This window comes from Candidatus Phycosocius bacilliformis, assembly GCF_003112735.1.
In the GTDB taxonomy this organism is placed as follows: domain Bacteria; phylum Pseudomonadota; class Alphaproteobacteria; order Caulobacterales; family Aquidulcibacteraceae; genus Aquidulcibacter; species Aquidulcibacter bacilliformis.
Window position 1 is genome coordinate 164,646 of record NZ_BFBR01000004.1, and the last position, 21,654, is coordinate 186,299.

At 55.6% G+C, this 21,654-nt stretch carries 17 protein-coding genes; 13 read left to right on the forward strand and 4 right to left on the reverse strand.

All coding sequences use genetic code 11. The features are described from left to right. The first annotated feature begins 118 nt into the window (after positions 1-118). From PbB2_RS07970 to PbB2_RS08005, 8 genes are all read left to right on the forward strand, one after another. On the forward strand, positions 119-385 hold the full coding sequence (locus tag PbB2_RS07970; RefSeq protein ID WP_085339619.1) for a metal-sensitive transcriptional regulator: 267 nt from the start codon (positions 119-121) through the stop codon (positions 383-385). Beyond that, positions 382-1,782 carry a TolC family protein gene (locus tag PbB2_RS07975; RefSeq protein ID WP_108984783.1) on the forward strand — a complete coding sequence of 467 codons (1,401 nt, stop codon included), beginning with the start codon at positions 382-384 and terminating at the stop codon, positions 1,780-1,782. The genes PbB2_RS07970 and PbB2_RS07975 overlap by 4 nt, the downstream gene beginning before the upstream one ends. A gap of 10 nt (positions 1,783-1,792) precedes the next feature. Continuing rightward, the gene (locus PbB2_RS07980) at positions 1,793-3,142 is read left to right on the forward strand and encodes a multicopper oxidase family protein (protein ID WP_108984901.1); all 1,350 of its coding nucleotides are present in this window, start codon (positions 1,793-1,795) and stop codon (positions 3,140-3,142) included. Positions 3,143-3,158: 16 nt separating this feature from the next. Then, complete coding sequence (locus PbB2_RS07985) at positions 3,159-3,539, forward strand: copper resistance CopC family protein (protein ID WP_192576235.1); 381 nt, start codon at positions 3,159-3,161, stop codon at positions 3,537-3,539. 7 nt (positions 3,540-3,546) lie between these two features. Continuing rightward, positions 3,547-4,395 (forward strand): CopD family protein, encoded by an 849-nt coding sequence (locus PbB2_RS07990; protein ID WP_108984785.1) that lies wholly within the window; start codon positions 3,547-3,549, stop codon positions 4,393-4,395. 799 nt (positions 4,396-5,194) lie between these two features. After that, positions 5,195-5,461, forward strand: coding sequence for a metal-sensitive transcriptional regulator (locus tag PbB2_RS07995; RefSeq protein ID WP_085339619.1), 267 nt, complete (start codon positions 5,195-5,197; stop codon positions 5,459-5,461). Beyond that, on the forward strand, positions 5,458-5,685 hold the full coding sequence (locus PbB2_RS08000) for a hypothetical protein (protein WP_108984786.1): 228 nt from the start codon (positions 5,458-5,460) through the stop codon (positions 5,683-5,685). Before PbB2_RS07995 ends, PbB2_RS08000 begins: the two co-directional genes overlap by 4 nt. 97 nt (positions 5,686-5,782) lie before the next feature. After that, positions 5,783-6,553 carry a DUF6624 domain-containing protein gene (locus tag PbB2_RS08005; RefSeq protein WP_108984787.1) on the forward strand — a complete coding sequence of 257 codons (771 nt, stop codon included), beginning with the start codon at positions 5,783-5,785 and terminating at the stop codon, positions 6,551-6,553. A 61-nt stretch (positions 6,554-6,614) separates the two neighbouring features. Here the strand turns inward: PbB2_RS08005 and PbB2_RS08010 are convergent, their stop codons facing one another. Further along, positions 6,615-7,391, reverse strand: a complete 777-nt coding sequence (locus tag PbB2_RS08010) for a MerR family transcriptional regulator (RefSeq protein WP_108984788.1) — start codon at positions 7,389-7,391, stop codon at positions 6,615-6,617. A 753-nt stretch (positions 7,392-8,144) separates the two neighbouring features. On the opposite strand from PbB2_RS08010, the gene PbB2_RS08015 reads away from it, so the two are divergent. The 4 genes from PbB2_RS08015 to PbB2_RS08030 all read left to right on the forward strand — a co-directional run bounded on the left by PbB2_RS08015 (position 8,145) and on the right by PbB2_RS08030 (position 12,605). Continuing rightward, positions 8,145-9,113 (forward strand): pyridoxal-phosphate dependent enzyme, encoded by a 969-nt coding sequence (locus PbB2_RS08015; RefSeq protein WP_305790454.1) that lies wholly within the window; start codon positions 8,145-8,147, stop codon positions 9,111-9,113. Between the two features lie 32 nt (positions 9,114-9,145). Beyond that, positions 9,146-9,445, forward strand: coding sequence for an ArsR/SmtB family transcription factor (locus PbB2_RS08020; protein WP_238164915.1), 300 nt, complete (start codon positions 9,146-9,148; stop codon positions 9,443-9,445). A 9-nt stretch (positions 9,446-9,454) separates the two neighbouring features. Then, entirely contained in the window at positions 9,455-10,819 is a 1,365-nt protein-coding gene (locus tag PbB2_RS08025; RefSeq protein WP_108984790.1) for a pyridoxal phosphate-dependent decarboxylase family protein, read from the forward strand. Positions 10,820-11,408: 589 nt separating this feature from the next. Further along, positions 11,409-12,605, forward strand: coding sequence for a DUF4932 domain-containing protein (locus PbB2_RS08030; RefSeq protein ID WP_238164916.1), 1,197 nt, complete (start codon positions 11,409-11,411; stop codon positions 12,603-12,605). Positions 12,606-12,701: 96 nt separating this feature from the next. Here PbB2_RS08030 and PbB2_RS08035 read toward each other — a convergent pair whose 3' ends face one another. Then, entirely contained in the window at positions 12,702-13,742 is a 1,041-nt protein-coding gene (locus PbB2_RS08035; protein ID WP_108984792.1) for a LacI family DNA-binding transcriptional regulator, read from the reverse strand. Between the two features lie 347 nt (positions 13,743-14,089). Beyond that, positions 14,090-17,335: a TonB-dependent receptor gene (locus tag PbB2_RS08040; protein WP_238164917.1), complete on the reverse strand. Its 3,246-nt coding sequence runs from the start codon at positions 17,333-17,335 to the stop codon at positions 14,090-14,092. Between the two features lie 165 nt (positions 17,336-17,500). Here PbB2_RS08040 and PbB2_RS08045 point away from each other — a divergent pair, with 165 nt between their 5' ends. Next, positions 17,501-19,006 (forward strand): tryptophan halogenase family protein, encoded by a 1,506-nt coding sequence (locus PbB2_RS08045; RefSeq protein WP_108984794.1) that lies wholly within the window; start codon positions 17,501-17,503, stop codon positions 19,004-19,006. Between the two features lie 161 nt (positions 19,007-19,167). Here the strand turns inward: PbB2_RS08045 and PbB2_RS08050 are convergent, their stop codons facing one another. After that, the gene (locus tag PbB2_RS08050) at positions 19,168-21,639 is read right to left on the reverse strand and encodes a glycoside hydrolase family 3 protein (protein ID WP_108984795.1); all 2,472 of its coding nucleotides are present in this window, start codon (positions 21,637-21,639) and stop codon (positions 19,168-19,170) included. Between the last annotated feature and the right edge of the window lie 15 nt (positions 21,640-21,654).

Consider the following 21,654-nt stretch of genomic DNA (forward strand, 5'->3'; position numbering starts at 1 on the left):
GCACTAACTTCGGGTATCCCACGGGGCTGCGCGGCACATCCGGTGAGCTTGCTGATTGCCGCAAAGAACAAACCGGCCTACATACCCCACAGGGGTATAAGGAAGCTGGAGACCTCTGATGGATCATGAGACGGCAAAGTCAGCGCTTGCCGGTTTGAAGCGCATTGAAGGCCAAGTGCGTGGCATCAGCCGGATGGTTGAAGAAGGCCGCTATTGCATCGATGTGGTCACCCAGATTGAGGCTGCCCGTGCTGCCTTAGGGCGTGTGGAGGCCGATCTCTTGCGCGGCCATCTGGGCCATTGCGTCGCTGCGGCCATGAAAGCACCAGACCCTGCAGAGCAACAGCGTGTGATCGAAGAACTGATCAAGGTATTCCGCCGATGAGCAATCGCGTGCTCCTGATCCTCGCTGCAGGCTGCACGATGATCGCAGGCTGTGCCAATGTGCCGGATGAAAGCGCGACGGCCCTTTCGGAACGCATTAAGCGCGATGTGGGAGCCGCGCCCTCCACTGTCCAAGGCTCAACTCAGCAATCCCGAGTCCGCGCTTTGCTCACAAAGCCGCTTAACGCAGATGCGGCCGTCGAGATTGCCCTGATCAATCATCCCCGTGTGATTGGAGCCTTCGAGGCGCTTGGGATAGCGCGGGCTGACTATCTGCAGGCAGTCGTGCCTGGATTTGTTTCAGTGCACCAGATGGTGTTGCGGCCGGACCATGCAGGCTCTGCTGGTTTGAAATGGGGTCTGGGACTGGATCTCGGTCGCCTCTTGTCCCTGCCCAATCGTCGCAAAGCAGCTGCTGGCCAGCGGGCATATCAAGAGGCAAAAGCAACTGCTGAGATTTTGGCCGTGGCGATGGGGGCCCGACTAGCTTGGATAAACTTGGCTGCTGCCCGCCAAAACGCAGATCTGATGGCGCAAGCCAATGACAGCGCCCAAGCCAGTGCCGCTGCTGCTGAGGCACTGTATGCGGCAGGCAACATTGCAAAAATCGAGCGGGATCGCGAGGCCTTGTTTGCTGCCGAGGCGGGCATTGCCCATGCACAGGCCCAAGCTGCACTTGTGCCTGCGCAAGAGGCGCTTGTCGTCGCGCTAGGTTTGCGGGGCGAACAATCAGGCTTGGTTGTTGAGCTTGAACGCATGGCCGCGCCACCCGACAGCCCAATCAGCATGGGCGATATCGAGGCTCGCGTGATCGCTTCGAGCACGGACTTCGCCATGGCGTCGGGAACCTTGCACGCTGCGCGCGCGGATCAGGAAATCGGCTGGTTTGCATCCCTTTTTCCCGACCTTGCCTTAGATGCCGAACGTGAGCGTGATGGGGGAGAATGGAAGCAAGGCAGCGGTCTCTCATGGGCTGCACCTGTGTTTGACCTCGGCAGCGGCGAACGATTACGACGGGGCGCAACGGCGCGCCGCGCTCTGGCCATGGCGCAAGCCCTCGAGCTGGAATTGCGCGCACAGGCTCGAATTGCGCGCGCTCAAGCTGAGGCCACTCGACAGATCGCGATCACCCGCCGCAACACCATGCTGCCGCTTTCCGCTGAGGTTTTTGACGGTGCCGTGCGGGACTTCAATGCGATGGAGATTGGCATTCTTGAATTGCTGGTGGAACGCCGGGCACGCTTAGAGGCCGGGCGTGCAGCTATCGCGGCTACGGCCGACTATTGGCGCGCGCAAGCTGCACTTGATCTTTTGCTGGCAGGCGCGCCGGCCGGCCAGACGACCCTACTTGCATCAGACCCAGCCCCAAGCGCGCGCGACGCGAAGCCGGGCCACTAAAGGCAAAGCCATGACTGCTGATTATTCCACCTCTGATACCCCAAACCTCGACCGACGCGGCATGCTGCTAGCAGCAGGTCTGGCGGCTGGTGCTGTGGCGGTCGCCGCAAACCCAGCACAAGCTGCCGGGGCGCACGCCACATCTGTGGCCCACCCCCAAGCCTATCCGCCTGGCAGGCCCGGCAAGGATTATCAGCCAGTCGTAGCCCCCAACGCCACCAAAGTGCCATTTCAAATTCGCGATGGAGTCAAAGTGTTTCACCTCACGTTGGGCGAGTATGAACATATGTTCGCGCCGGGTTTGGTGGCTCGTGTCTGGGGGTTCAACCAAGCAGCGGCAGGCGCGGTCATTGAAGCTGTCGAAGGTGACCGGTTACGCATTTATGTGACCAATAATCTGGGTGCGCCGACGGCCGTACACTGGCATGGCTTGATCTTGCCGTCTGGCATGGACGGGGTTGGTGGGCTGTCCCAACCCAATATTCCGCCGGGGGAAACTTGGCTTTACGAGTTTGCGCTGGTGCAACATGGCACCTTGATGTTCCATGCCCACCATGACGAAATGGTGCAAATGGGATTAGGCCTCACCGGGCTTTTCATTATCCATCCGCGTAAGCCACGCGCTGTTGTCGATCGCGACTTTGCCATCCTGTTGCATGAATGGAAGATCAGGCCTGGTGCCCGTCGCCCAGACCCCAATGAAATGACAGACTTCAATGTCTTCACCTTAAACGGCAAAGTCTTCCCCGCGACCGACCCACTGGTCGTTGCCCAAGGCCAAAAAGTGCGTATCCGGTTCGGCAATCTGGGGATGCAGAATCATCATCCTATGCACATCCACGGCTATAGCTGGACCGTCACAGAGACCGATGGCGGCGTGATCCCCGCAGCTGGGCGTTGGCCCGAAACGACGGTCCTCGTCCCGGTCGGCACCACGCGCACGGTAGAGTTCAGTGCAGATTATCCCGGCGACTGGGCGATGCATTGCCATATGCTGCATCATTTGATGAACCAGATGGGCCATGGTGCGCCCAATATGGTGGGCGTCGATACAGATAAGCTGCAAGCCCGCACAGCCGATGTGGTACCAGAAGCCATGATCATGGGCCGTGATGGCATGGGTGAGCATGGCGAGCATGTTGCCATGGGTCATATGCCAGTTCCGGAAAATTCGATCCCGATGGTGGGTGCCGAAGGTCCGCGCGGTCACATTCCCATGGGCGGGCTTGTCACCATTTTGAAAGTCCGACCCGGTATTACCAGCTATGGCGATCCCGGCTGGTATGAGAACCCGCCCGGCACCGAAGCCCGCAAGGCCACACCCGAAGAATTGGCCCGCGATGGCGTGCCAGCACGATAAGCAGGAGAACCAGACCATGCCCATCAAAATCAAAACGCAGCGCACGGGTCGTGCGGTCCTCATGTCGGTGGGACTACTTTGTGCCTCGTTTGCTATGGCGCAGGCTCATACGATGGAACGCGCCGTTTCCATCGCCAGCAATGCAGTCCTGCAGACCGCACCCGAGACCTTCACCGTCTCTTATGTGCATCCTGCCCGGTTTGGTTCGGTGCAATTGCGCACAGCTACGGGCGAAACCGTGCCCATTCGCTATCAGCCACCCGCAAATGCCACGACAACTTTCACAATTCCCCTACCCAAACTGGCCCCCGACAGCTACCGCCTGACGTGGCGTGTTATTGCCGAGGACGGGCACGTCATGACGGGCAATGTGACCTTTACCATTGCCCGGCGCTGAGGGCCTGATGTTGACCCTTGATGGTCTGGGGTTAGCGGGTCTTTCCGCCAAAGCGGCGTGGGTTGTCACCGGGCTGTTGGCCATTGGTCTTTCCATGCAAGCGGCGTGTGGAATCATAACGACCCGTGAGGCATGGGTGCGGCGCTCAATCCTCGTCGCGGCAACAGCCTTGGCCGTTGCGGTGGCCACGCGCACTGCAACAAGCGCGATGGAATTAGCCGGCGGCTGGGACGGTGCCTTGGGGTTAGCCAGTCTGGTTTTCGAGATGCAACAGACCTCCATCTTTGCCTCAGCGTTGGCGGTTGGCTTACTGGTCGCAGGGGCGGTCTTCCGGTCACGCCTGCTTCTGGCCAGTGGGGCGATACTGGCTGCACTCGCCTTTGGCCTAACAGGCCATGCCCGTAGTCAAGGCATGCCGTGGCTAGCCGCTGGACTTGTAGGTCTGCATGTGGTGTTGGCCGGGTTCTGGGCAAGCGCACCGATGACCTTATGGCCAACCAATCGCCTTTCCTCAGTTGCGTTGGCTGCACGTAACCGCCGCTTTGGTCAGATCGCGATCATGGCAGTGCCAGTGCTGATGATTGCCGGGGCCGTGTTGGCTTGGCTGTTCGGCGGGGGCGTCGAAGGCCTAACCCGCTCTGCCTACGGAACTATGATTGCCATCAAGGCCATCTGCGCAGTGATGGCACTTTGCATAGGGGCTTGGAACAGGTTGCGCCTTGCCGGAGTGCTCGAAACAGATCCCCCTCGAGCCCGGTTCCTGCTTGCGCGTGCTATGGCGCTGGATTCTGCATTGTTTTCCGGCGCAATCCTGGCAGTTGTATTCGCCACAACCATCGCTGCTCCCATGACTTAAGCCATTGAGGACCGGTGCTGCAGATTTTCTCGCAGCCGAAGTCGCCGAAGTGCTCCGATCGAGGTCGCCGATGAGTGTCTGCTTTCGGGCTTAAGGGACTTGCGCATGGGTGATGACCCCGCCCCGTCGTTTCTGCCAACTATTCGGAGGATCTGTTCGCCTTTTTTTGTTAGCTTGTGGGTGGTGGTCAAGGCCCGCTAAGTGGACCATTGCATCGCTCAAGCGACATGGGCCTGGTTGGTCCCTTAGCCAAAAGCATACTTTGATTGTCACGGTGATCTGGAAATGCGCTGGCCACGCACACTTTCTTATGGAGTGGCTCAGAGCCAAGCCACCACCAAAAGAGCCTCCGAACAAGCGGATATCTTGCCAGTAGGGCCAGAGTATTTTATCCTCGCGTTTCATAAAATTTGCAAAAATTTTGCAATTTCTGAGAAGCGGAAATGCGTCGGTTTGGACAAAAATGGTGTGACTAAACTCGCGTGACCGTCGCGATAAGGGCCATTGATTTTCATTGATTTTGGGCCAAAAATGACAAGTCGTCATTTATATAAATAAATAAAATCAATCACTTATGATATTAGTCAAAGACCTCCGTCAGCCTGCTGGGCAATGGCATTCAAGAGATATCATCCATAGGCCATGCCCGGATTACGCCGGTTGAGCTCTACTGAAGGTATAGCACTAACTTCGGGTATCCCACGGGGCTGCGCGGCACATCCGGTGAGCTTGCTGATTGCCGCAAAGAACAAACCGGCCTACATACCCCACAGGGGTATAAGGAAGCTGGAGACCTCTGATGGATCATGAGACGGCAAAGTCAGCGCTTGCCGGTTTGAAGCGCATTGAGGGGCAAGTGCGTGGCATCAGCCGGATGGTTGAAGAAGGCCGCTATTGCATCGATGTGGTCACCCAGATTGAGGCTGCCCGTGCTGCCCTAGGGCGTGTGGAGGCCGATCTCTTGCGCGGCCATCTGGGCCATTGCGTCGCTGCGGCCATGAAAGCACCAGACCCTGCAGAGCAACAGCGTGTGATCGAAGAACTGATCAAGGTATTCCGCCGATGAGCAATCGCGTGCTCCTGATCCTCGCTGCAGGCTGCACGATGATCGCAGGCTGTGCCAATGTGCCGGATGAAAGCGCGACGGCCCTTTCGGAACGCATTAAGCGCGATGTGGGAGCCGCGCCCTCCACTGTCCAAGGCTCAATTCGGTGCCGCCAAGCCATAGCGCTAAGTGGCCAAGAGGAGATGGTCTGGTTTGGGTGTGAGGTGCGGGAAAACTGTCGGTAAAGCGTGAGAAACTTCCGGGAGTACACGGCCTGAATCCGGCGCAGGCAAGTTGTACCCCTTAAGGCTGCAATGTTTCATTTGACGCCCTGCCGGAAGAATGGGAGCAGTTGAGTTAAGCAGATTTGTAGCGCGAAAAAGGATCGAGATTTTGTTACGGGCAAACCCACTCAAGCTGCTACTCGTTCCTTTGCTGTTGATTCCAACCTTAGTTGGTTGCGGGGTGGCACCACCGCCTTCTCAAGAATCTCGCATTCAGTCAGAACAGAAGCCCTTAAATGTTGCGAGTGTTCAATCGGTACAAGAATTGGAGCAGCGATATGCAGAACTAACGACTTTGAACCTTGGCAATATTTCAATAGCAGCCGAACTCGACCAAAAAAATAGGAGCCTGCTTGCTTCGCTTCAGAACAAGGGGACCCTGACGAAGGACGAAGAGGCGCTGAAGGGGCGGTTGTTGGTATTAATGGGCAACAGAGGTCAGCAAAATTTCGAAGAGCTTATGGAATTAAAACCAATTGGCCGTTGGTTCAATTCGAATGAACTTGACCCCGCCGGGCATCGCGCGGCGTTCATAATCCTGCAACATGGCGATATTTCAAAAGTTCTTGACCTTGTTCCGGAAATCAAGGCCGCTGCAGAAAGCGGGCTTCTTAGCAAGCAGCAATACGCCCTGTTCGCCGACAGAGTTGCCGTTGTTCGAGGGGAGCCACAAGAGTTTGGCAGTCAAGTAAACTGTGTAAATGGGGAGCCGATTTTCCCGCCCGTAAGAGACCCAAACGAGATCAACCAGCGGCGCAAAGAAGTTGGAATGTCAAAAACTCTCGAAGAGTATCAACAAGAGATCACGGACCTAAAAATGTGCAAGTAGCGAGTTTTGCACCCTAAAATGTCGTATTGGCGAAATGCACCCCACTACACGAAGTACGCGTCTAGGTTATCGTCTCACCGCGCGCGACCAATTGCTCGGCAACTTTTCGAATAAAATCCCAAACGGCTTTATCAAATGGCATCTGGCCCGCCGTGGTGGGGTTGGCGAAGCCTTGGGCATAAAATTCGCGGCTTGAGGCAATCATGCCGGGATCGCTTTGCGTAAACTCGCGCACCAGCGAAAACCAGCGTCGGCCCAGCGCCATTGCCGCTTCCGAGGAGGGATCGCCGATCACGCGTAACCGGTCTGCTTCCGTGATGACAGAGGCCCAAGCCGCGCCGACGCGCTCTTGATCTTCAGACGTGAAGGGCCGTTCTTTCAGCGTATGGATTTGCTCAGGTGAAAAAGTGGCCTCCCACAATTTCTCGGTTGTTGGATTAATGAAATTATTAGACATGTTGGTCTCCTGATGAAGGATGATGAGGGCATCAGCATCAAGATCGGCACCGCCAGCGAGTTTTTCTCGCGCTGCTAGGATCGCTTTTTGCGCACGTTGGATTTGCGATAATTGCTCATTCAACGCGTGTTCCTGCACTGATAGGATCACATCAAGACTAGGTGTGCCACGACTGAGCAAGGCTTTGATGGCGCGCAACGAGAAGCCCAATTGCTTGAGCGCCGCAACGCGCCAAGCGGCTGTGACATCCTCGTCTCGAAACACACGCCAACCATTTGCCAAGCGGTGGGGCCTCAACAGCCCTTCTGCCTCCCAAAGACGTAACGCCTTTAGGCCAATGCCAAGACGCTTGGCGATTTTTGCGGGTCGATCAGAGTTCATGTCAGCACCTAATCTCAAGTGATCGGTTCGTTCTGCGCTCTGCCCCAAGGGCGGGGTCAATAAGCATTTTTATGGTTTGTACAGTGATGCACTTGGTGCCTTTGGGGTGAGTTCTGCAAGGAATGAACCATCTCCAATGTCACTGGCGACCTCCGAATGCGCCTTAAAGCGCCTTTCAACGTCCGCTTTCGCCCCCACGCCCCAAAGCAGACCATCTCCTTTCGGCCAAAAGTCGCCGTTGTATGACGGCCTGGCATTGAATCTGATCGCCAATAGCGCAGCCCATTTACCGTCGGGAACGCCTTGGCTACAGGCGAGGCCCACGCAAACGCGTCGTTCGTGTCTGAGCGCGCAGGAAGAATTGTCGGAGGACTTCAAGGCAAGCGGCGCGACGCATTGAACCGTTCTAAGTAATTTGGATTCGGCCTCACCTAAACGTTCTCAGGAATTGCTTGACGATGGTGCATTCCATCGATGGAATGCACCCTATCGCTTGCTGTGCTGGGGAGGAGCAGAAAACAAGGAAGGCGAGCAAGTTTTCGGGCGCCTAGTAGGCGTTCATTTTGACGCAGGAAGTAGATGGCAGCAGCACGATGCCCACCAGCATCTGTTACGTGGGCGGTCGGTCTGACCCGCCGTGTGGTGGTGGGTGTTGATATTGAGGGGGGGCCTTACGGAAGTTTGCCTTTTCCAGGCCATGCTGCTAGACATTAATTAGTTGATCAACTAATTGTCGAATCATTACCGCCGCCTATGACGCCAGATCCTTCAATCCATCGGGGACCAGATTTGGACCTACATATTCAAACCCCTCTTATCCAATCTCCAATTCTGAGTGCGGGCCAACAGGAAGTTTGGCTCAAGATGGAGGCGTTCCAACCCAGTGGGTCATTCAAGATCCGCGGCATTGGTCGGGCTTGCACAACCTATGCGCAGCGCGGGGCTGCCCGGTTTGTTGCGGCGTCAGGAGGAAATGCAGGAATTGCAGTGGCCTATGCAGGCCGGGCGCTCTCAATACCGGTCGTCACGGTGGTTCCCCAAACAACGTCCGTGAAAGCCTGCGATATTTTGCGGCTCTATGGCGCTGAGGTGATCATTGCTGGAGCAAACTTTAACGAGGCCAATCGCTTTGCCCAGTCACTATTGCGGCCGACGGACGCCTTTATTCATCCGTTTGACGATCCCCATTTGTGGTCTGGACATGCCTCGATGGTTGACGAGATCAAGGCCAGCAATATTCGTCCCGACGCGATCGTACTGTCGGTTGGCGGAGGCGGCTTGCTAGCCGGTGTCGCCGAAGGTCTTAATCGGCAAGGCTGGGGCCATATACCGATCATTGCCACAGAGACCTATGGCGCTGCATCACTCCATGCGTCCCTACAAGCGGGCAAGCTCACCTCATTGGAGGAAGTGGCGACACTTGCGACCTCACTTGCAGCCAAACAGATCTGCGGCCAGGCATGGGAAGTGTGCCAAACCAATAAGGTGATCAGTGCACGGGTCAGTGATGCGCAGGCGGTGAAAGCATGTGAGGCTTTCTTGGAAGATCATCGCGTTTTGGTTGAACCTGCCTGTGGTGCAAGCCTAGCCCTTGCTTACAGCAGGGCAAATGAGTTGGCCGATCTTCGAAAAATCGTGATCATTGTGTGTGGCGGAGCCACCATGTCGCCTCAGATGATGGCGACATGGCTCGAACAAACCAGCAGCGCACGTTGTGATTGACCAACATTAGTTATTTTGCTAATTGACATATTGTGGAAATCCGAAAGCTCGCCTCAGCCTTGTCCTCCGCCAGCCGACTGTCGATCATGACTTGGCTGAAATCGCCATGTGACCACTTCCCCCCGCAAGTACACGCCGATCTGGTCAAAGATGGGGTCTGTGGCGTCTTTATTGCGGAAAAATTGGGCATGACTCCAGCAACAGCCTCGGCGCATTTGAGCGTGTTGGTCGAGGCTGGTCTGGTCACGTCCAAACGTCTGGGGAAATGGACCTATTTTAAGCGCAATGAGGCCTCTCTGCAGGCATTTAGCCAAGGCATTGCCGATTTATAAGGACGAAACATGGAAGAGCTTGATTTGATTGGTCGGGCTGACACCTATGCCGCAGACTATCTGGCCTCGGTCACTCACAGGCGCGTCTTTCCAGATCAGATGGCCATCCAAGCATTATCGGCCTTTGATGAGCCGCTGCCGCAGCAAGGTTGCGATGGTCTTGAAACACTTGCGCTGATGGCCGGCACAGGATCCCCTGGAACAGTTACCTCTAACGGACCTCATTATTTTGGATTCGTGGTGGGCGCGACCCTGCCCATTGCAGCGGCTGCCGAACGCCTCATGCTAGCCTGGGATCAATGTGCATCGTCATTTAACAATTCACCGATTGCGGCAAAGTTGGAATCCGTCGCCGCCGAATGGATTCTCGACGCGCTAGATTTGCCACGACAAAGTGCGGTCGGGTTTGGGACGAGTGCGACCGCGAGCACCGTCAGCTGCCTCACAGCGGCACGGCGGTCATTATTGGAACGTCATGGCTGGAACTTTGACGAAGACGGCCTCGTGCATGCACCCGAAGTTAAGGTCATTGTCTCCGACCTCGCCCATGTGACAGTCAAGAAAGCCCTGCGGATTCTTGGGTTTGGCATAAATCGCTTACTGATTGCTCGCACAGACAGCTTTGGGCGTATCGACCCGGATCAATTACCCCCGATGGATGATATGACCATCCTTTGCCTGCAGGCGGGGGAGGTCAACACAGGGGAATTTGACCCCTTTTCAACCCTAATCCCAAAGGCCAAGCAGGCGGGTGCTTGGGTACATGTCGACGGGGCCTTCGGACTGTGGGCCCGCGCAACGCCACTGGCCGCCGACCTAGCACGAGATGTTGACCAGGCTGACAGTTGGACAACAGACGGCCATAAATGGCTGAATACACCCTATGACGGTGCCATGGCCATTTGTCGTGACCCTACAGCCTTGGCCAAGGCGATGAATAGCGATGCAGCCTACGCCATGGCCTCGGTTAATGCCCAAAAGAATTTGACCTTGGAGTTTTCGCGGCGTGCCCGTGGCATCCCAGTTTGGGCCGCTCTCCGGTCTTTGGGTCGCAATGGTATTGCAAGCATGATTGAGCGGCACATAGATCAGGCCCAAAAAATTGGCCAAGCACTTAAGGCAGAAGGATTTGATATTCTCAACCGTATCGTCCTCAACCAAGTCCTTGTGCGCTGTGACGATGATCAAACAACTTTGGCGATCCAAAAATTGGTTTCCGACAGCGGACGGGCTTGGTTCGGGACGACCATATGGCGTGGCAGACCTGCATTCCGGATCAGCGTATCGTCCTGGCGGACCCAAGATGCTGATATTGATGACCTCGTGTCGACGATCATAGAAGCCCGCGACACCATCCGGCACGCGGCGTCATAAAACAGCCAAATGCCTGGCTTCGCCCTCCAAGACGAAAACTTGGCACAGAATTGGGCGTGAACGTCAGAACGCCTTGAAGAAATCATGGGATTGAGATGGTGCCAAGTCATCACTGATCGGGACAAAGCATGCGAGAGAAAGGCCCATAAACCAGATAGGCTGGTGTCTTGCGGGGTCCCATCTGGATCAAGACCACTTTTGCAACTTAAACCAATCATGCATCAGTCCATACATCGGGCAGCTCCTTATTGACTTCATGTTATTAGCCGGTAACCCAGCGGATAGTCATGAGGTCCGGTGCATGAATAGCCTTAGCAAATATCTCGCTGGTCTTGCTGTTCTGATACCCAGCACGGCTTCTGCCAATTCTCAGACGCCCGAGTCGTCATACCTGTCAGCCTCAACGCCACCGGCAATACAACTCCTCGCAGAGACTCAAAACGTCAAAATCGTCATAGGCGGGGAAGAGGTTGGAACTTGGACCCTTATCCCCGCAGACTATCCCAAGCAATTAAACCTCCCGGTCTCCACGACGGAAGCGACCGAGTTCTGTTTTGTTAACTTGGAACGACGGGCCTGCGCATCGTTCATGCCGGGAACTGAACGTAGGCTTGAAATCACATTCGCTGGTGTTATGCGGCCAACTGTGGTGCGCGCAGTCTTTGACCGACCACCGGCTCATTTCACGCGTGACTACCAAGATGTGCACCGTGGCAAGGTTCTGGTCGAGGTCCCGGCAGCATACGAGCTTGTCAATATTGCGATTGCCCTTTCTGATTTCGGCATTGCAGACAAGGACCTGATTTATCAGAATTCAGATTATTATCGCGACGTTCGCCGCCATTTCGATCCGTTTAGAGATCACCCATTGGTCAGGAAAATCAATGCCCAACTTTCTGAAAACAGGAATGTTTATTTTCCCCTGAAGATGAATGCCTATTCCCTAACCCTTGACCCGCTCGGAAAGGTGGTTCGCAGTGATATTTATGATCGAACCGGGTTTGAAGGCTCTTATCAAAACGAAATCTTGCCATTGATAGATGACCTGAATGATTTTGCGGCACGATCCAACTTCCGGCAATTCTTTTCCGACCATCAAGCGACATATCGTCAACAAGAAGCCTTTTTTGAGACCGAAGCAAATGTGGGCCAAATCAATGTTTGGCTTCGCCGTGAATTCCCGTCAGTTCCGGCTTACGACGGGGTAAAGATTGTCTTCTCGCCCTTGGTTGGCTTCAATCAGTCTCTGGCCATTGTTGAAGCAGATTCATATCGCGAGCTTCAGCCCCACATTAATTTCCCATATGGTCGAAATCCGTCACTTAGCGCGGGTGCGGATGCTATTGAAAGGTCCGCCATCCTGTTTACCGAAATGAACCACGGCTTTATCAACCCAACCAGCGCGACATATGTGGATGACATCAATCGAATTTTCCAAGACCGCGCGATCTGGGCCGACGACACCAAAGCAACCCAATATTACGGCAGTCCAAAGCTACTCTTCGATGAATATATGAATTGGGCGCTCACAAGCCTCTATTATCTGGACCGCATGTCGCCGCAAGACTTCGAAATCGCAAATGAATCCTTGATCGCCAACATGGAAAACAGGAGAGGTTTCAAGAAGTTCGCTGAGTTTGATGCAGCGTTGCTGCGTCTCTACAAGGCGCGTCCTGCTGGGACTCCCATTGAGGCGCTCTATCGGGACATTCTCGCCTGGTGTCTGGCTCTCGAAGTCGATCAGGGGTCGACACCGCGATCAGCGCCCAGCGTGGATCGACGCTAAGTCTGTTCTATGCTGACCCTATGTGCAGGAAAGTCGGTCCAGCTGCGATGCGGCACGGGCAAATGGCCGCCGCTTTTGCGCCCACCAAGGTCAGGCTTATGGCGGGGCGGTACTGGCGCGGACGACGAGCGAGCCTTCCACCAAGTAGGGCTCTCCGCTTGTCGAGGTTGATTGGTGGATCAACAACTCGACCGCTTTTGAGAAAGCCGCGGCAATGGGCTGATCAACAGCCGTGAGCTGGGGATTGGTAAAGCGCACCACAGGTGTGTTGTCGAAACTGATCAGAGACAGATCTGATGGAACATTCAGCCCGCGTTCCTGTGCAATATCGAGCGCGGCGAGTGCCATCTGATCATTGCTGGCGATTATGGCCGTCGGGGGTGCTGGCTGGTCCAAAAGGGCGCTGGCAGCCACCCGACCGCGCTCGTAGCTGAAGTCACCCTGCGCATATAGACCCGCATCCGAGAGGCCAGCCGCTGTCATCGCGTGCCGCCAGCCATCAACGCGCCAATGCGACAGATTGTAGTCAGGGGCACCGGCAATGAAGCCGATCCGCGTATGACCCAAATCGATCAGATGCCGCGTGGCCATAATAGCTGAGGCCGTATCGCCCATATGGATGGCAAAGCCGCTACCTGGGGTCAGGGATCCAATTCGGGCGAACGGGATCTGACGCTCTTCCAACAGATTGGTGATCAGGGGATTTTCCGAGTGGGGTGGTGTGAGGATGATGCCATCTGGCTGCAGGGCTGCGATGGTACCACTCAACTCACGCTCAACATGGTCATGATGGGTATCGACAAGTTCAAAAATCATTCGATAGCCATATTCGGCACATGTCAGCATGCCGCCCAATAGCATTTGGTCGACCCAATCGGCACCGCGACGCGCGCGCCATTCCGCAATCGTGCGTTCTCGGTCATTGATGACCAGGATCAAGTAGGATCGCGACCCACTCATGCGTTGGGCCGCAATTGAGGGGACATAATTGAGCTTTTCAATCGAGGCCTGCACGCGCGCCTTCATCTCTGGCCGGACATTGGGCTCATTATTGATGACGCGGCTCACCGTTTGCAGCGACACGCCCGCATCGGCAGCAACATGGGAGATGGTAACCGATTGCGTGCGGCGACCCATACTTTAGGACCCCAATGGCATGGCGAAGCCACGACCACGCATGAAAATGTGCGAAACAGGCAAAAGCACTGATGTGGAGGACCCGAAATCAACCGCCATAGGAACCGCCATAACCCTGATTGCCCGACAAATATCCAGTGCTGAGAGCCTAAGCATCAAACGCAAAACAATCAAAAGAATATATCAAATCCTTACAAAAATTTGATTAGGAAGCCGCTTGAGGACCACAAGATGTGGTGGTTGGAGCTGCAGATCAATCTGGCATGCCTCAAGATTTACAGCAAACCTTGCTCAAAGAGCCGCAAGCGAGCCTTGGGTGTGCCCAAGGCTCGCTCTGGTCAGATCGATCAGAACTCGACCCGTGCCATGACGGTGAAGCGGCGGTCGTTGCGGAAGGCCGAGCGCGTCACACGCGTGCCCTTGAAGTCAATGACCTGACTGGTCTGGGTGACTTCATCCAACAAGTTCACACCCTGAATGCCGAACTTCACACGGGGGCTCCACGTATAGAAGATCGAGCCGTCAAGTTGACCTGTCTCCTCGCCATAAATGGGCGAGAAGGGGAAGATCACATCGCGTGGTGTCTGCAGGAATTCTGAGCGCCAATTATAGGCCAGACGCATCGCAATGGGGCCCCTCTCATAGAAGCCAACTGCGTTGATCGTATGCTCAGACACGCCTGCCAATGGCGTGGACCCAGCAAATGGGCTTTGCTCGGCACCCAGATTTGAGTTGCTGAAGTCACCCGCATCCACATAGGTATAGGTGAATTGGGCACCTAATCCGCTCAACAGGCCCGGCAAGAAGTCATAAGTCTGCTGATAAGAGATCTCGACCCCTTTCAGGATGCCGCCATCGCTATTGACCGGACCGTTGACCAGAATATCGCCGGACACACCCTTAGGACTGGTAAAGCGACGAACCGAGGCCCCGCCATTCACGATGCCCTTAATGTCCTTCATGAAGGCCGAAACCGAGACATAGCCCACTTTGGCAAAATACCACTCGTAAGACAGGTCATAATTCCAGGACTCAATCGGGCGCAGCAGGCGATTGCCCGTCCCAATCTGGAAAAGCGGCCCGGTGGCGAGCGTACCACCGGCCTTCAGATTGGCGGTATTGTCAGAAATGCCGCCGCCAGTGGCAAAGGCATTCAGATCCGGGCGTGAAATTCCTTTCGAAATGGCCATCCGTACCAACATGCCATTGCCGAAATCCGCCTTCGCATTGAAGCTTGGCAGGACGTGGTCGAACTTGATGTCGGCGCTATCGTCAATCTTCTCACCGGTAAAGAAGGAGGCAAACTCCGCCAAACGTGTGCTCGACAAGCTGCAATAGCCCGGCGCGATCTGCCCAGCTTGAACATTGCTGCAAGCTCGCTGCAATTCAGCCACGCTGACGATACCGTCGCCATTGCCGCCAATGTTCACGCCATTGACGATATTGGGATTGTCGAAGAACTCGCCGGTGGGCATCTGGATCGAGCCACCGCTTTGGACCGTGGTTTCCACATAGCGCAGGCCGAAATTGCCGGTGACCTTCAGATCACTGGAGAATTCCTTGCCGAAGTCCACACGGGCAAAGGCAGATGAGGTCAACTCCTCCACGTCGGAGATTTCACCCGGGGTCCATGGACCACCGGTCACATTATTGTTGCGCGCCGAGATCGGGAACCACGCATTTGGGGTCAGCGTGTAGGCAGTGATCGCGGCGGCCTGCTTGCGGATCTCCCCGCTCAGATAGTCGCGAACCGTGTTGTCACTGCCAAAGAAGAAGGCCGAACCGTCACCAAAGGGCACGGGGACATTACCCCGTTGGAAATTATTGCCGAATGGATTGCGGATGGCCGAAGACCCTGGGAAGTCTTTCACATAAGCGCCACCACAGCCGAAGGCTTGGAAGTCGCCGCAATTCCAATTGCCACCTCGACCGGTCCAAGGTGCACCCAGATTGCCCCAGTTTGAGAAGTTGGCGTTGCGGGTGATGCGTGAGCGATCAGCCCAACGTGCCCCGAAGCGGACACCTTTGAAGAATCCATCCTCTTTCAGATCATATTCGCTATCGAGACGGACGCTTGTCATCTCGCCTTCATTATAGACCTGATTGTCGAGCAAGAACCAATAGAAGGTCTTGGATGGATCTTTGAAATAGCTGGCTGGCGAATTGGCCGATCCTGGTTGCAGGAACTGCACCAGCGGTGTGTCGCCCGTATTGTCGATGAAGACGTCAGTGTAGGTCTGCATCGCCGAAATGAAGCCGTTCTCGGTGCGATCAGAGCCGATATATTGGGCTTCGAAGTTAAAGCGCCAGCGGTCTGACGGATTGAACTTCACCGACAGCGACACATCCTCCGTCGACGCAGCGTCTTCACGTTGGAAGCGCAATAATTCGGTTGGGATGCCACGTCCGCCCGTAAACGGTTGCACTTGGGTGAGGGTGCCACGCACAAATTGATTGCCCGAGAAAGTCGGGGTGGTCCCAGGTGCGACAACCGGGAAAAGGCCATCATCATTCACCAAGGCCAATGCCGAATATTCTTCCAAAGTCGCTTCAGTGGTGGCTTTGAGATATTCAAGCGTGGCCAGCCAACGCTTGTCATTGCTTTCCCACTGGCCCACGACCGAAATCGCGTCGCGGTCACGAGTCAGATCGGTGGTGCGCACGCCAGCACCCTTCGGCACAAAGACGGCATTGGCCGGTGGGAAATTGGCTGAGGTGAAAGCCTGGCTGCCGCTAAAGCCACCCGAACCGACAGGGCGGACCCGGATACAGGCGGAAGTCAGCGACGCATCACGATAGCAAGGGTCTGTAATCTGCGAGGCGTCGGTCTTGGTCACCAGCTGAGACTGGGCATAGGCCAATTGCAGCCCGAAATTGCCGACTTCGGTCTCATAGGTGTTGGAGGCCAAGAAGGAGAAGCCAGGCGACCATTTTTTGGCCATGTCGCCGTAATTGCTTTCAATCGTGCCTGCAAAGCGTGGGCCCTTTTTGTCAAAAGGCTTGCGGGTGACCAGATTGACGGTGCCGGAAATCCCGCCATCGATCATGTCGGCGGTGGCATTCTTGAACACTTCAACACGGCCGAGCAGTTCGGGCGAAACGTCATTAAACGACAACTCACGACCGCCATTGGCAGAGAAAATATCGCAGCCATTCAGCTCTGAGCGCACATATGGCAGACCACGGATGATCACGCCCGACCCTTCAACCGAAAAGCGGTCAGGGTCATTGCGCTGTTCAAAGCGGGAAATATTGATACCGGGGATACGTTGCAGGGCCTCTGCAACCGAGCGATCTGGCAGCGCGCCAATGTCTTCGGCAGTGACCACATCAACGACCGTGTCGAGGCTGCGCTTGATCGACTGCGCGTTTTGCAGCGACCGCCGGAAGCCGGTGACCACAACCACTTCGACAGGTGCCTCCTCTTCGGCTGCAGGCGGCGTGGCTTCAGCTGGCTTGGCAGGCTCTGGCGCGGTCTGCGCGTGCGCGGGATGGGCAACCAAGGCCAGCAGGGCGAGGCTTGAGGCGGTGGTCAGCGCGGCTAAGCGCCGCGACCGGGACGTGGTGGTGCCTGCAGTGAGTCGATAGGCCAATTTTTCCTCCCCTGTCTCCCTTCTTTTTCGAAGGAAGTTGATCATGTTGCTTGAGCCATACTCGCAATTGAGAGCGTTCACAAGAAAAAATGAACGTTCACATTTGCGTCAAGCGTGCTAAATGGCAGGAAAATACAGTTAAGATACCTCTGGGAGTAACCATAAATGTCGATTGAGACGATTGTAATTTTAGGCGGCGGCACCGCAGGCTGGATGGCGGCGGCGGCTTTGTCGCGTTTGCGGGCTGGCAGGCCGGTAAATGTCGTCGTGATCGAGTCAGAGCAGATCGGCACAGTCGGCGTCGGCGAGGCCACGATCCCGCCTTTCCTTGACTTCAATCGCCTGTTGGAAATTGATGAGCGCGACATGCTGTCGGCGGTTCAGGGAAGCTTCAAACTGGGCATTCAATTTGTCAATTGGGGCAAGATTGGCGACAGCTATATCCACCCATTTGGTAATTATGGCTATCAATTGGACGGTGTCTCATTCCACCATATCTGGCATAAATTCAAACAGGCGGGCGATAAAAGGCCCATTCAGATTTTCAATATCGAAACCATGGCCGCCCATTTTGGCCGTTTTGCGCGGACCGAGGATTATCAGCGCGAAGACCTTCCGCCGATCAATTACGCCTATCATCTCGACGCAGGTCGTTATGCGAAATATCTGCGTGCCTATGCAGAGGCTAGGGGTGCGGTCCGCATCGAAGGTAAGGTCCAGCATGTGGCCTTGGATGGTCAGACCGGCTTTGTGACAGAACTGACGATGGACAATGGCAACATTGTCAAAGGCGATCTGTTTGTTGATTGCTCTGGCTTCCGCGGCATTCTGATCGAACAAGCCCTGCAGACCGGCTATGAGGATTGGTCGAACTATTTGCCCTGCAATCGCGCCGTGGCTTTGCCATGCAAACGTGAAGACGGCAGCCCGCCCCCACCCTACACACGCGCCACTGCCCATAAGGCGGGTTGGCAATGGCAGGTTCCACTGCAGCATCGCAACGGCAATGGCCATGTCTATTGCAGCGAGTTCATGGGCGATGATGAAGCCCTCGACATTCTGGTCAATAATATCGCCGGCAAACCACAGGCTGAACCGAATTTCCTGCGCTTTGTCACAGGACGGCGAAAGAAGTTCTGGAATAAGAATGTCGTCGCTCTCGGCCTTGCCGCTGGCTTTATGGAGCCTTTGGAATCAACCTCCATCCATTTGATCAACACAGGCATCAATAAGCTGATCGCGCTTCTTTCGCTCGATGGCATTACCCAAGCGCAAGAGGATGCGTTTAACCGCCTGACCGGTAAGGAATATGCCCGTATCCGCGACTTCCTGATCTTGCACTATAATGCGACCACACGAGACGACAGCCCATTTTGGAATTACTGCCGCAATATGGCTGTGCCTGAAAGCCTAACCGAAAAAACAGACCTCTTCCGGCTCAATGGACAGATTTTCCGGGAAGATGATGAGCTATTTACCGAAACCAGCTGGGCTGCGGTGATGATGGGGCAAGGCATTACGATGCAAGGCCATAATGCGATGGCTGACACGCTGATTGAACCCAAGACCAGCGATGAATTGCGTGGGATTGAGCAATCCATCCAATTTGTGGTCCAGCACATGCCCACCCATGGCGACTATCTGAAGCATTATTGCCCGGCAGCCATGTAGTGTCGTGCCGATGCGGGCATCAGAGCCCGCAAAGGCGAAGCTGATCGGGTGACACTCATCCAACAAAGTTCCCGCTTGGCGCGTCGCGTCGGCGGGAATGACTTTGTTGGACGTGGATCATGATCTTGAAAGGCCCTTAAGGCGCCCTTTCACCGGCAGCCTCAAAAGCGGCAGGACGTCTCGCCGCCATCATCCACCAAGGTCACACTCGAGATCGACATCTCAAAGCGACCGCTCGATTGGATGGATAATGGCAGACCAATCTGCGGGCCCTTTCGGAAACAAGACAGGGGCACAACCGCCGTGAGCCATCCCTTTTGCTCCGCCAAAGCTACCGATGCCGTAATATCAATCTCGTCACGACAATTCGGGCCACAACTCATGGACAAGGTCACGGGTCCAGATGGGCGGGTTCCGACCTGATACTCGATCCGAAGTGCACGGCCTTGTCCCAAGGCAGCTGGATTCAGCGTCCCAGCCAGGTCAAAACCAAATGCACCGCCAGCCGTCCAAGAGATGGTTCGGGCATCTTCTTGCGCAGACCGATCCATCGCGACCACACTTACCTTGCCATCAGCACTGCGCCCCTTCGCGCTGGCAAGACGGATACGCTGCCCCTGCCCGTCAGCGGCAAACAGGGCAAATGGTGCCAAGCTCTGGCCGCGGGCAAACACCGCCACATCATTGTCAGCATTGGGTTTGCTCAAGGCACAGGCCTCACCCAGCGGGGTCCAAGCGGCCTTGGTGGCATAGTTCAGACCAAACCCATACTCAAACAAGGGCTTGTAACCAGCCTCGCCGGGATTGAGCGAATAGGTATCGCAGGCCTGCGGCCACGAGAACGACAATTTTCCTTTGAAGTCCTTTTGGATCTGTCCATCCTTGGTCTTCAACAAGACGTCGGCCACGCCACCGCCTTCGCTGCCGGGCAGCCATGCCGCAACAAAGGCATCAGCAGCATTGAGTTCCTTATTGACCCAAAGCGGACGGCCGGTGAGGAAAACAGCCACGGTAGGGATTTTCTCAGCCTGGAACTTCTTGAGTAATGTCAAGGGCTTGGCGTCGGTATAGGACAGATTTTTGACGTCGCCCATAAACTCCGCATAGGGCTTTTCGCCAAATACCACGATCGCAACATCGGGCTTTTGCGTATAGCTGCCATCAACCGACAAGATGGCTTTTCCCCCTGCCGCCTCAGCCTGCTGAGCAATGCCGGCAAAAATGGATTGCGCACCGGGGAAGTCGGCATTGCTGAGATCGCCACCGCCTTGCCAGGTGATCGTCCAACCTCCCGACTGCTTGGCAATATTGTCAGCCCCCTCGCCAGCCACCAAAATCGTGCGGCGCGGGTCAATTGGCAACACGCCCTCATTTTTCAACAGAACCAGCGATTCTGACACCGCCTTGCGGGCGACAGCGCGATGTTCTGGCGCACCCAAAAGCGCAAATTGCCCCCCGAGCTTGCGGGCTGATGGGGCGGGCAAGTCAAACAGGCCATAGCGCATCTTCACGCGCAGGATGCGACGCACAGCATCATCCAAACGGGCTTGTGATATTTTGCCGCTATCGACCGCTGCCTTGGTATTGGTGAGAAGCGCCTTCCAATCTTCGGGCACCATGAAGATATCGAGGCCTGCATTGATCGATTCAGGGCAATCACTATTGGTGCAGCCGGGGATGCGGCCATGGCCATTCCAATCACCGACAACCAAGCCATCAAAACCCATTTCCACCTTCAGCAATTCGGTCAAATAGGACTTGCTGCCATGCATCTTCTGGCCGTTAATGCTGCTGAATGAGGCCATCACCGTTTGGGCGCCCGATTGAAGCGCGGCGCGATAGGGGAAGGCGTGCAGGGCTACCAGATCGGCTTCTTTGCCGACCGTATCGCCGGTATCAACGCCGCCGGTACCGCCATCACCAAAGAAGTGCTTGGCAGTCGCGATCACACGTTCTTGGGAGAGGAACTCAGAACCGACTCCCTGCAAGCCTTCAACCATGGCCGCACCCAAATCGGAGACCAATTGCTTGTCTTCGCCATAGCCCTCATAGGTCCGGCCCCACCGATCATCGCGGACCACTGCCAGCGTCGGAGCAAAGGTCCAGTCGATACCGGTGACTTTGATTTCTGCAGCCGTGATGCGGCCAATTTCGCGGATCAAAGCAGGATCACGTGTCGCACCCAAACCGATATTGTGCGGGAAAATTGTCGCGCCCACCACATTATTGTGGCCATGGACAGCATCGGTCGCCCACAAAACCGGAATGACCGGACTACCGTCAGCATGGGGGGTACGCGAGGCGGCCCAGAATGCATCCGCCAGCTTCAACCACTCTTCTGGCTTTGCACGTTCATTGCCATAGGGGCCGGAATTGCCGCCGTTCAAAATGGTTCCAAAGCGATATTTGGCGACGTCCTCAGGCGTGATCGTCGAAATATCAGGCATGATGAGCTGAGCGACTTTTTGCTCCACGCTCATCTTACTTATGATTTCGGTGATCCGGGCTTCCACTTGATCATCCTTCTTGGGTCCAGAGGCGCAACCCACCAGACTGAAACAGGCTGTTAGGATCCCAACCAGACCCACGCGGACCACCGTTCCGAGACGGGGATTCAGAGCGCGATTCTTCATCTCTTCAGCCTTTGC